10 protein-coding genes and 2 pseudogenes are annotated in these 12535 nt (G+C 35.3%); 8 read left to right on the forward strand and 4 right to left on the reverse strand.

Going from position 1 to position 12535, the window contains the following annotated elements; genetic code table 11:
- Positions 1-243 precede the first annotated feature (243 nt).
- Positions 244-714, forward strand: a complete 471-nt coding sequence (locus tag IGJ49_RS00220; protein ID WP_010734518.1) for a TspO/MBR family protein — start codon at positions 244-246, stop codon at positions 712-714.
- A gap of 151 nt (positions 715-865) precedes the next feature.
- Here the strand turns inward: IGJ49_RS00220 and IGJ49_RS00225 are convergent, their stop codons facing one another.
- The 3 genes from IGJ49_RS00225 to IGJ49_RS00235 all read right to left on the reverse strand — a co-directional run bounded on the left by IGJ49_RS00225 (position 866) and on the right by IGJ49_RS00235 (position 4990).
- A complete protein-coding gene (locus IGJ49_RS00225) occupies positions 866-1594 on the reverse strand; it encodes a LytR/AlgR family response regulator transcription factor (protein WP_062805906.1) in 729 nt (242 codons plus the stop codon).
- A gap of 14 nt (positions 1595-1608) precedes the next feature.
- Positions 1609-2889 (reverse strand): GHKL domain-containing protein, encoded by a 1281-nt coding sequence (locus IGJ49_RS00230; protein ID WP_023518879.1) that lies wholly within the window; start codon positions 2887-2889, stop codon positions 1609-1611.
- A 1162-nt stretch (positions 2890-4051) separates the two neighbouring features.
- A complete protein-coding gene (locus tag IGJ49_RS00235; RefSeq protein ID WP_062805904.1) occupies positions 4052-4990 on the reverse strand; it encodes an AraC family transcriptional regulator in 939 nt (312 codons plus the stop codon).
- A gap of 113 nt (positions 4991-5103) precedes the next feature.
- Here IGJ49_RS00235 and IGJ49_RS00240 point away from each other — a divergent pair, with 113 nt between their 5' ends.
- Genes IGJ49_RS00240 through yicI form a run of 4 tightly spaced genes read left to right on the forward strand, consistent with a single transcriptional unit; the run spans position 5104 to position 10407 of the window.
- Positions 5104-6384 (forward strand): ABC transporter substrate-binding protein, encoded by a 1281-nt coding sequence (locus tag IGJ49_RS00240; protein ID WP_062805903.1) that lies wholly within the window; start codon positions 5104-5106, stop codon positions 6382-6384.
- A gap of 47 nt (positions 6385-6431) precedes the next feature.
- Positions 6432-7298, forward strand: coding sequence for a carbohydrate ABC transporter permease (locus IGJ49_RS00245; RefSeq protein WP_438722168.1), 867 nt, complete (start codon positions 6432-6434; stop codon positions 7296-7298).
- Positions 7295-8134: a carbohydrate ABC transporter permease gene (locus tag IGJ49_RS00250; protein ID WP_019722785.1), complete on the forward strand. Its 840-nt coding sequence runs from the start codon at positions 7295-7297 to the stop codon at positions 8132-8134. The genes IGJ49_RS00245 and IGJ49_RS00250 overlap by 4 nt, the downstream gene beginning before the upstream one ends.
- A gap of 11 nt (positions 8135-8145) precedes the next feature.
- Positions 8146-10407, forward strand: a complete 2262-nt coding sequence (yicI, locus tag IGJ49_RS00255) for an alpha-xylosidase (protein ID WP_438722169.1) — start codon at positions 8146-8148, stop codon at positions 10405-10407.
- Positions 10408-10555: 148 nt separating this feature from the next.
- Here yicI and IGJ49_RS00260 read toward each other — a convergent pair.
- Positions 10556-10624, reverse strand: a pseudogene (locus IGJ49_RS00260) (YjbQ family protein); the annotation flags it as partial.
- 327 nt (positions 10625-10951) lie between these two features.
- Here IGJ49_RS00260 and IGJ49_RS00265 point away from each other — a divergent pair.
- From IGJ49_RS00265 to IGJ49_RS00275, 3 genes and pseudogenes are all read left to right on the forward strand, one after another.
- Positions 10952-11371, forward strand: a pseudogene (locus IGJ49_RS00265) (RNA polymerase sigma factor); the annotation flags it as partial.
- Positions 11372-11405: 34 nt separating this feature from the next.
- Entirely contained in the window at positions 11406-11600 is a 195-nt protein-coding gene (locus tag IGJ49_RS00270; RefSeq protein ID WP_062805899.1) for a hypothetical protein, read from the forward strand.
- Between the two features lie 53 nt (positions 11601-11653).
- On the forward strand, positions 11654-12418 hold the full coding sequence (locus tag IGJ49_RS00275; RefSeq protein ID WP_062805898.1) for a hypothetical protein: 765 nt from the start codon (positions 11654-11656) through the stop codon (positions 12416-12418).
- Positions 12419-12535: the final 117 nt, after the last annotated feature.

The raw sequence follows: 12535 nt of genomic DNA on the forward strand, positions 1-12535 counted from the left end.
AGTAAAATACGATTATGCTCTAAAAAGAACACTTTATGAAAAAAATAACTTATCCTTTTATATTCATATTATAATTTTCTTAAAGAAAGGAATGAAGGATATGAAGAGAATAAAGTAAATATTGTGAATAAGTTAAAAGAAATATATATCATTTAACCGCTGAAGTTTCTACTCAATAAAGATAAGATGATGAAAAAAAGTTGATAGAAAGTGATTAAATAATAGAAAGGAATTTTCTCAAACATGAATTATTTAAAAGATTATCGTTTATGGTTATGTCTTGTAGGAATCGTTGGGTTAGGATTTTTATCAAGTATTTTTAGTGGCAACCCAGGAGACTATTATTATTCTTTACAGTTACCGCCATTTGCACCGCCTAGCTGGATATTCGGACCGATGTGGACCCTTCTATATATTATGATGGGAGGCGCGTTGTATTTAATAATCAATCTACCTTCTACAAAAATGAAGGGCAGATTATTAATCCTATTTGCGATTCAGTTTATTTGTAATTTTTTATGGACGATATTATTCTTTAATTTGAAGAATAGCTTTATTGCAGCTATTGATATCAGCTTACTTTTAGTTTTCTTAACGATTTTACTCTATCAATTGTGGATGAATAGTCGGAAAGCTATGCTATTGATGATTCCCTATTATCTATGGGTAATATTTGCTACTATATTAAATTATTCAATTTATTTTTTGAATTAATTCACGTGGAAATATATCAATATTAGTCTCTAAATAATAAAATTTTTTATTGAATAAAGTATCTTTTGTTGAAATTACTAATACCACACAGACTGAACGATCACTTCAGTTTGTGTGGTATTTTATATAAATAGTCAATTGAATTTAATTTTCAAGTAATTAGTTTTTTCAGACCACGAATGGATACTGGAATAATGTCCCCGTTTTCTAAAGTAACTTCCCGTATTTTTTTATTAATCATTTGAATATTCTGGGTATTTACTACAAATGATTTATGGCAACGAATAAAGTGATGGTTTCTATCTTCAATCTCTTTTATGTTGCCATAGAACTGGAATTGACTATAAGGGAGATGTACCTCTAATTTATGAGGTATACCAGGAGAAGTAGAAAAGTATTGGATATCTTTAACAGGTAAAAATTTGATTTCATCGTTGAATTCGATTTTAAACATCTCTTTTTCTAAAGGAGTTATTTGAAGATCTTTAAATAGCTTACTTAAAATACGTTCGATATTATCTTTCAAATGTAAAATATCTTCCTTGATAATATAATCAGTGGGTTCAATATTATTTTTCAAAATAATCAACGAAAGATCAGTATAAGAAGTGACATAAATTATTTTACCAGATGGATCAAGATCACGAATTTTTTTACCGAGTTCAATCCCATTCAATTCACTGTCCTTCAATTCGATATCTAAAAAATAAATACCAAAAGGAGATGTATTTATTTGAACACTTGTGAGTAAATCTTGGGGATTTGAAGTAACGAAATGGATATAGTAGCCTAAATTTTCAATCATGATTCGATTCTTTATGACAGTAGTTATCATCTCCAGTTGTTTCGGATCATCTTCACATATATATATTGGAATCATTAAAAAAGCTCCTTTTAATGTGTTTGTATATAAATTGTTTGAGAAAAACGCTGATTTTCAATTGAAGTTTCAATCAATAGATAAGGGTTCGTTTTTGCCAAATTATCCAGGATATGCAGACCCAGTCCTTCATTTTTAGGATTGCTCTTCGTAGAAAAACCCTTTTGTTTTAATTGGTTAAGTGGTAGTGTATTGATAGTTGTATTAACTACTCGAATAACTAACGAATTTTTCTTCTTTAAAATTAACAATTCGATTTTTTTCTTTTTTGTCACAGCAGCTCCTTCTGTTGCGTTATCTAAGACAATACCAAGTATACGAACTAAATTAACCGTATGCTTGGAATCAATTTTTACTTCTTCAGGTATGGTTATCTGTAGAGAGATACTTTTCTCTATTGCCATCATTAATTTTAATGACAATAAACTTCTTATTTCCGGTACATTTATTTTATCTAATAAACTAAGATTTACTGGGGTAAGATTCATTATCTCACGTGTAGGAAGTATATTTTGATCGTAATATTTTTGTAGTCCTTCCAGATCCTCTTCAATAATATAACTATTCATCGAAAATAATAGATTCTGATAGTCATGCTTGAATTCCCTAAGTTCTTGATAATTTTTCTCAATATCTCTTATATAATCTTGTTGTAGCTGGATTCGTTGTTCTAATAATTGTTCTTCCATTTTTGCATTTGAAATTTTCCAATAATAAATAAAAATAATTAAACCAATACATAGATATAGAATAAAAAAAGTAGTATTTAATGCAAGAACTTCCGGATTTCCTCCCGAAAAACGAGTATATAAGATAATAATATAATAAGTTGAAAGAATAAATACACCGATTGTACCGATTATTTGGTAATCAATTACATAAGACCAATTATCAAGAGATTTTCTAAAACTATAAGCAAGGATAAAAGACAAAAGAGCTGAAAGCGCAATATGAAAGTATTGCGAGCTGTCTCCGGGTTCGATCACTGGAGAACCAAATACTATAAAATCTCCTATACTTGCTAGATGATCTCCTAGTAGGGAAGATAATAATCCCAAAGTTAAAGCATATACTAAGGGTCGATGTGATGAAGATAAACAATGGAATATCATAGCTAACATAAAAATTGCTATTAGTGTAGAAAAAATCCCAAATAGTGGGTACAAGACACTTAATAAGATAGCATTTAAACAAGTAACAATTAGAAAAAGAGATTTATGTACTATTTGATAATCGATGAGTAATATACAAATTGTATATATGAAATATTGTAAGGCTATAGGCCATAAAAACATAGAATACATCTCCTAATGTGTTTTCTAAAATTATAACATAAAGCTTATAATATAATTTTTTAGTAATTAATTTAACCTTTTTAATTGTATAGAAAATTACGTTTTCTATACAGTTGGATATTTTACAAGTTATATTAAGTTTAATAAGAGTTTTTCTTTTAGTCAGGGTATGTTTTATTGTGATGGTTTATCAATATATATAGAAATGTACTAAAATGAGATTTTCAGTTAGGGTATGATATTTATGCTGTCTGCTACCCTGGCCTATTCTGGCAAGGGGAGGAGGTTGTATTATGAATTACCTTTTCGATATGTTTTTTGCAATCGTAGCAGAAGTAACCGCGCATTACATCTGTAAATGGCTTGATTGCAAAATTATTGCCAAAAAAGACAGTAAGCCTACCTTTAATCTGAATAGAACGTAAAAGAAAACCACTAGCCCGCCAGCTAGTGGTTTTTGGTGTATCATGAATTACCTTTTCGTTAAAACAACTATACCATATCTACTAAAAAATACAATTAGTAGATAATAGACGAATTATCATTACCACTTTGATGAAAAAATGAATAATCATTTACCAACAAGATATTGAAAGGCAGGATCGTACTCTGTTGATGCTTGAGATATTAATACATCCATCTCATCAGTTAAGCTTTGTTTTTTTGAATTGCTGCTTGAAGTTTTTCCTTATCTAAAAATCTAAAAAATTATATCTTCAGGATGTAACCCGTTTTCTTTGAGAAACGCCTTTGAAATTGTTCATACTACTTAATTCTCCAAATTTTCTTTCTTCAATTGCCATATTCTTCACCCTCCCCTTTTCTCTTTGTATATACCGTATATACGCTTGTTGATATTAAATCAATTGTATTGTCTCTTATGTCTAATTATATAGAAAGATAAATTTTCCTTTACATTATTGTTTTCAGCTCAGTTCGCAAAGTAAGTGAAATACAAAGTCGCCTATTCCGTGAGTGGAATATAGCTGATACGATAAGAAAATCTTTCAAATTAGCGAAACAAGATGAATTAGGTTCTATTGATAATGAAAGTAAGAAGAGTTGACGAATAAATCAAAGATATCGCCTATACAAGATGTTATTGTTTTAGAATAGATCCTTTCTCGTAACCATTGTTCAACTAAAGAATTAAGCGCAAAAATCAGTGATTTTTTGCGTTTTTTTTTCGATAACCTGTCGGAGTCATTTGCGTTTCACGTTTAAACAGGCTAGTGAAGTAATTAGGGTCTTCAAAACCAGCTTCCAAGGCAATATCGATGATTTTCAACTCTGTATGCAATAACAGGTATTCGGCTTTTTTGATGCGCATTTGATTTAGATACGTAAAAAAAGTCATACGGAAATGTTTTTTAAAGAAACGACAGAAATGCTCTTTGCTATAGCCAATATGACGACTGATTGCTTCAAGAGTGATGGTGTTTTGGTAATTTTCTTCAAGGTATAGAATGATTTTTTTACAGCGATAGGTGTTGAGTTTGTTTTTACTAGCAACTAATTTTGTAGGATTTACCTGAGTACTGCAGCGCGAAAAATGTTTGAGCAGTAAGAATAATTGTGCTTTGATCGTCAGTTCAAAGCGAGATTCTTTCAAGGCAAATGTATCAATGATCGTGATAACAAGTTGTTGGATCTCCAAAATATCTGAGCAATCATTTGTAAAATGGATCGCTACTTGTTCTGGTGAATGGAGCAATGGATCAAGATAAGTTTGCTGAATATGATCAGAAACGCGACTTTCAATGAATGAAGCATCAAATACGATGGCAAAAAATGCACAGGCATTCATTTGATGATTGAGTGCTTCATGTAATTGATTCGCAGGAATAAACATAACCTCTCCTTCGTGAACAACGTAAGTTACTCCTTCTATTTTGACTTCCATGAGTCCTTGATAGACATAAAGAATCTCTAGTTCTCGATGCCAATGGGGGTGGATCATATTTTCCTGATGGGTTGGGTGATTCGTATAGTGAACGGCAATTGGAAACAAACTATCCCCATGTTCGGTCATTTCCTTTAGCGTGGTATCAATATCTTGTTGACTAGGATTGGGGGTAAAAATATCGTTTGGTCTAAACATCACATTTCCTCCATTTTGATCAATATTACAAGGTATTTTGATTAAGATAGCGATTACATACCGTTGTAAATATCAATATAATCAATTTGTTAATAAGAGGAGGAGGAATAATCATGAAGAAACAACGAGGATTTTTAATACTTGCTTTTATCATGGTGTTAGGAATTACTGGCTGCGGGACGGCACAAAGCGGGTCTTCAGATGATGGTAGTGTAACATTAGAGATTTTCAATATCAAGACAGAAACAGCCGAGCAAATGGATGCCTTAGTGGAGGATTTCGAGAAAGACCATCCGCAAATCAAGATCAACTTGACGACGGTTGGCGGAGGAACTGATGCGACGGCAGCGTTACAATCAAAGTTTTCCTCAGGAGATGAACCGGATATCTTTATGTTAGGTGGCTTAGCAGATACGCAGATTTGGCAACATAAACTCTATGATCTTGGGGAAACGACATTAGCAAAACAAGCAATTGAGGGGACATTAGAGGGGGCTACACTCGACGAGACGGTCTATGGGGTACCGATGAATATCGAAGGATATGGCTGGTTGATCAACCAGGATATTTTTAAACAAGCTGGCATCGATAGTGGATCGATCAACTCATTTGAGGCATTTGAAGAAGCCGTTCAATTATTGGATAGTAAAAAAGACGAACTTGGGCTACAAGGCGTATTTGGTTTTAGTGGGGCAGAAACGTGGGTATCCAGTCAATATAGTTCGAATTTTCTTGCTCCGGAGTTTGAGAACAGCTTAGAAAAGACTTATCAAGCGTCTGAATTAAGCGTAGATTATGCCGAGCAAATGAAAAACTACACCGACTTGGTCATTAAGTACAATGCACAACCAATGGAGGCAATGGATTATAGTACATCTGTTGAAGAATTATTTGCCAGTGAAAAGGTGGCTATCATCCATCAAGGAAATTGGATCGTACCAACATTAGATAGCTTAGATGAGACGTTCACGAAAGAAAAACTAGGGATTCTTCCTATGCAAATCGAAGCATCGGGAGAAAGCAACATCGTGGCAGGGCCAGCTTGGTATTGGGGGGTCAATAAGGATAAAGATCAAGCAGTCATTGATGCGTCGATCGAATTTTTAACGTGGATGTATACGGATGAGCAGGCGATGACAGCAATCGTTGATGAGTTTCAATTTATTCCGGCGTATACCAACTTTTCGAGCGAAGCGATCAATGATCCGTTATCCAAGGAAATCTATACGTATTTAAGCGAAGGTAAAACCGTTCCATGGGTCCATAATTCCTATCCAGATGGATTTGGACAAAATATATTTGGTGTCCAGATCCAAGCGTATGCAGCCGATCGAATCTCTTGGGAGGAATTTATTGATACCTTGCAGACCAGTTGGACACAAGAAAGGAAGTAAGCGGTGATCGGTTGATTTTTATCTAGCGAGATACAAGGAGGGTTCTCATGTTAACAAATCGCACAAAAGCTTTTTGGTTATTACTTGCACCAGCGTTATTGGCGTTAGCGATCGTTTTGTTCATTCCATTAATGACAGGGGGGTATTACTCACTCACAAACTGGAATGGCAATACAGTAGGTGAATTCGTTGGATTTGAAAACTATCTTCGGGCATTTAATGATCAAGGATTTATCGACAGTTTACTGTTTACCGCAAAATTCTCATTTTTAAGTGTGATTTTGATCAACATCGTGGCTTTAGGTCTAGCGATGTTCGTGACACAAAAATTAGGTAGATGGACGACTTTTTTCCGAACGATCTTTTTCATGCCAAATCTGATTGGAGGGATCATCCTAGGATTTATTTGGCAGTTTATTTTCAATAAAGCATTTGAAAGTCTAGCAACTATGACGGGTATCAATTTTTTTGCCGGTTGGCTGAACACGCCAGAAACGGGGTTTTGGGGGCTCATTATTTTATTTGTTTGGCAAATGAGTGGCTATATGATGCTGATCTATATCTCATTTCTCAACAATATTCCAGAAGAGATTCTGGAAGCGGCAGATATGGATGGGGCAAATCCTTTGCAAGTCTTTTTCCGTATCAAATTACCCATGTTGATGCCAGCTTTCACCGTCACTTTGTTCTTGACGTTGTCCAACGCATTTAAAATCTATGATCAAAACTTAGCCCTGACACAAGGTGGTCCGTTCAATTCCACCCAAATGGTGGCGATGAATATCTACAATGAAGCATTTGGAATGCGAAACATGGGGTATGCACAGGCGAAAGCGATGATTTTTCTGGTCATTATCGTGATTATCTCAGTGGTTCAAATCTCACTGACACGGAAAAAGGAGGTCAGCGCATGAAGCAATCAAAAGTGAAACATCCACGACAGGTTAAGAAGTCTCTACTGATTTTTAGCGGATTGTTACTTGCTAGTCTGTGGTTTTATCCGTTTTTCTTAGTGGTGATCAATTCATTCAAAACTAAAGCAGAGATATTCCAAAACACACTCACTTTACCAACTGGGCTAACACTTGATAACTATATCGAGTCGTTCGAGCGATTGGATTTTTTCAAAAGTGCAGCTAATTCGTTACTGATAACGATCGGATCACTAGTGTTGATCGTGTTCGTTTCTTCAATGGCGGCCTATGCGTTATCGAGAAACACGAGTCGCTTAAGTTCATTTCTTTATTTTATTGTCGCAATTGGCTTATTGATTCCTTTTCAGGGAATCATGATTCCCTTGATTTCACTTTTTGGGCAAGTCAGTATGCTGAATCAACCAGGCTTGATGGTGATGTATCTAGGATTAGCAACAAGTATGTCGACCTTTTTATATTACGGTGCTTTACGAGGGATTCCGAAATCATTAGATGAAGCGGCATTGATCGATGGGGCAAATACCTTCCAAATCTATTGGCAAGTCATTTTTCCTTTGCTGAAGCCTACGACAGTGACAGTGATCGTGTTGAACGCCTTATGGTTTTGGAATGATTATCTGTTACCTTCATTAAGCATCAACAAAGCAGGGATGTATACAATTCCTTTACAGATGTTTTATTTCTTCGGCGAATTCAATAAGCAGTGGCACTTAGCACTGGCTGCGCTAGTGATCGTCGTCTTACCGATTATTATTTTATTTGTTGTCTTGCAAAAACATGTCGTAAAAGGCATTTCAGATGGCGCAGTGAAGTAGGAGGAAAATAAATGAAGTTTACAAACGGCTATTGGTTGGCAAAAGAAGGATTTCATCTTGAACACCCGAATCATGTCTATGAAGCTCAAGTGAAGGAGGATAACTTAACTCTTTTCTTACCTTATAAACCGATCCAGACAAGAGGAGATACCTTGAACCTAGGGATGACGACCTTGTCTTTTGAATCACCAAGAGAAGATATTATCAAAGTACAACTGGTGCATCATGACAAAGCACAAATCGGCCCTCATTTTCAACTAAACAGACAGTCATCTTCTGTCATGATCGATATAGAAAATGAAGAATTTTATACGTTTCAATCAGGAAAATTAGTCGCACGAGTGCCGAAAAACGCCACATTCCAAATTGATTTTCTCGCGGAAGGGAAGCTTTTGACGTCTTCTATGCCAAAAGCACAAGCCACGATTCAAAGTAGTGACGGTATCCATTATATGCGGGAACAGTTGTCATTAGATCCGTATGAATATGTCTATGGCTTAGGTGAACGATTCACCCCATTCATCAAAAATGGGCAAATCATTGACTGTTGGAATCAAGATGGCGGTACTGGTAGTGAACAAGCGTATAAAAATATCCCATTTTATTTAACGAACCAAGGGTATGGTGTCTTTGTCAATCATCCTGAAAATGTCTCATTTGAAGTTGGTTCGGAGAATGTTTCACGCACACAATTTAGTGTAGTAGGTGAACGATTGGAATACTATGTCATCTATGGACCCGATATGAAAACGGTCTTAAGAAAATACACTGATTTAACGGGTAAACCCGCATTGCCACCTGCATGGTCGTTTGGTTTGTGGTTATCAACTTCCTTTACGACGGACTATCGTGAAGAAACAGTCATGGGATTTATTGAAGAAATGCAGACACGAGAGATTCCGTTTGATGTCTTTCATTTTGATTGTTTTTGGATGAAAGAATTCGAGTGGTGCGGTTTTGAATGGAATCGCGAGCTGTTTCCAGATCCGCAACAACTGATTGAAAAAATCCATCAGAAGGGCTTGAAGGTCTGCGTATGGATCAACCCGTATATCGGACAAAAAGCGGCGGCCTTTCAAGAGTGTAAAGAGAAAGGCTATTTCATCAAAGATAAACATGGCGAAGTTTGGCAATGGGATCTTTGGCAAGCGGGTCAAGGAATCATTGACTTTACAAATCCAGAAGCGCGTCATTGGTACAAAGAAAGGCTGAAGGAACTCATAGAAATCGGTGTCGATTCCTTCAAGACGGATTTTGGTGAACGTATACCTACGGATGTGAATTATCACGATGGGTCTGATCCGCAAAAAATGCACAACTATTATGCGTATCTTTATAACGAAGTCGTCTTTGAATTATTAGCAGAATTACGCCCAGATGAAGCGGTCGTATTTGCTCGTTCTGCTTCGGTTGGTTCACAAAAATTCCCAGTTCATTGGGGTGGGGACAACTTATCGGAATACCCGTCCATGGCAGAATCATTAAGGGGCGGACTCTCATTTGTGTTATCCGGCTTTGGCTTCTGGAGCCATGACATTGGTGGATTTGAAGAGAATGCGACAGCGGATATTTATAAACGTTGGACACAATTCGGATTACTATCTACTCATAGTCGCTACCACGGCAACATTGAGTATCGAGTGCCATGGAACTTTGGGGAAGAAGCTGTGTTGGTCAGTCAACGATTTTCTAAATTAAAAAACCGCTTGATGCCTTATATCTATGAGCAAGCGGTAGAAACAGCGCAAACAGGTATCCCGATGATGCGCCCGGTTATGCTGGAATTTCCAGAAGACTATACGACGCATACGATCGATAAACAGTATATGTTCGGTGAACGGTTGTTGATTGCACCGATTTTCAATGAGCAAGGAAAGGTCACTTTTTATTTACCAGAGGGACGTTGGACAAATTATTTAGATAATCATGTATATGAAGGACAACAATGGCACACACAGACCTATGATTACTTCCACTTACCCCTCATGGTCCGTCCTAATTCATTGATTATTGAAGGTTCCGTGGATACGACCGCTGCATATGACTACACGGAAGACTTAACCGTACATGTCTTTGAGCTGACTGACACAGTGACGCAACAAGTGGTAGATCAACGGGGGTTTCCAGTTGGTACGATCACTGTTACCCCTGAAGATGATAGCTATCAGGTCAAGATAGAAGGGTTATCACATGTTCAAGTCGTGCTTAGAAATCGGAAAGTACAAGGATGGACGGAACATCCACTAGGCTGTTCCATCCTCGTTGAACACTAGAAGAGTCGTTTGATTTGAGACAACCAAAAAGACGAAACGACACTTTCACATCAACCAATGGGAGTAGGTAGAGTGTGCGTGCTGTTTCGTCTGTCTTGTCTAGCTATCAATGGTGGTTCCGAATGAATGGGAAATCGAAAGAGAGAAATTACTCTCCCATCACCATGACGTGACAGGTTCGGTTTCGTACACGGTTTTGGTCAAAGTCGACAAAGTATTAGAAGAGATAAATGTGGTACTGATACGTATATATTCACCTTTTATGTAAAAAGTAGGTCGTTGAAGTGATTGGGATGCTTAGTGAGAAAATTTAAATATGATTACAGACTGAGAGCCTAGATACCTCTCAGTCTTTTTGGTATTCATTCAAACTTTTATTCAGCTGATTTGACAAGGTATCCATTGTTTAAGAAAAATTTTTTTGAAAGGGAACTTTTTGTATGTTTTTTTGCTCTAATAGGTTAGATAAAGGTGGTGAATTTCTAATGTTAAGTGAAAAATGGCTAGTTAAAAGAGCTCAAAAGGGGATGGGGAAGCCTTTGTAAAGTTAATAGAGCAGTATGAAAATGTTCTTTTTGGGGTAGCCAAAAGATATTTAGGTATAGAAGATGCAGCCGATGTTTTACAAGATACTATTTTAATTGCTTTTGAAGAAATTGAGAATTTGAAACAGCCACAATATTTTCATACGTGGATAACAAAAATATTGATTAATCAGAGTTATAACCTGATTAAGAAAAATAATAAATTTTCCTATAACTATTCTGACAATCATCAAAAAATATTAGTGGAAGATTGTGAAGAAGGATTAGAACTTGAAAACCTTATTTCAAAGCTAGATCCGGTGTATAGAGTACCGATTTTACTTTATTATTACAGCGGTTTTTCATACAAAGAGATTAGTATTATTACTGGAGAACCATTAGGGACTGTGAAATCAAGAATTTTTAGAGGTAAAGCTTAGTTGAAAAAAGAATACACGAAAGGTGATTAAAAATATGAATGAAGATTTTGAAAAAGAATTAGCTAATCTAAAAAATAACGAAGAAAAAATACCTAGGGAAGTAAAAGAAAAAATAGATGTCGCGTACCAAAAAATCAAGACAAGTAGAAATAAGAAAAGAAGACTTGGAACAGTACTAATAGCTAGTATAGCTGCGTTGATTTGGATAGTTGTTTGTTCTCCCCAATAACACAAGCTGTTGGAAATTATTTGAAATTTGGGTAATTTACATCAAAAAAGTTAGTGGAAGAAGAATTTGTTCATCAACTAAATAGTATTGTTAAAGACAACGAAATTGAAATCAAATTAGAAAAAGCTTACATAGACCAGAAACAATTAGGACTATATTTCATTATCAATCTTCCTGAAAAATCCAAGCTTGTGTCCTCAAGAATAGATTACTATAACCTAGGATTTTCGATCAAAGAAGATGGTAAAGTACTGTTTACAAACAACTCTAAAGAAGATTCTCAAGTTGACTCTTATACATTCAATGAATATTTCGATGATTCCACAAATACTTTAGAAATTTCTTATCTAATAAATAGTTTCGAAAATGATTTTGATACTATGGAGGAACTGTCAGTTGAAATAAAAAAAATAAGTGGAGTAAATCAAGGTGAAAAAGGCGCTGGGAAAGGATTTTCTAAGGTTGAAATATTAACTACGGAAGGTAATTGGCCTTTACCCGTAAATATACAAGAAATGAAAAATTTTCAACCAATTGGTTTTACAGGTAATGTAATAGAAACTGGTAATAAAACCTTTGGCAAAGCTTATCCTACAATGTTTGTTGTAGAAGCTGATCCGTTGAATGGTGCAAAAAATAGTACGGATATAAAACTCACCTATGAAAGTGAAGGTAAACTGAAAGAATCTAACTTATTGGCAAGTCGTTTATCTAGTGAGGGTAAAGTACTTTGGTATTTTGATTTTATTGGATACGATGAGCAAGATGTATTAAATGTCCAAATGGATGGTAAAGATGTCATTGTATTAAAAAAATAGGTGAATGAACTAGCCTTATTTTTTTACAAAGCTATATTTTTCAATGGACTTCTTTTTGTATTCCACTAGTTACAAAACAAAATAACCGTGAATCTCTTCATTAACAAAGGATTCACG

This window comes from Enterococcus sp. AZ171 (genome assembly GCF_051714005.1).
GTDB lineage: Bacteria > Bacillota > Bacilli > Lactobacillales > Enterococcaceae > Enterococcus_B > Enterococcus_B pernyi.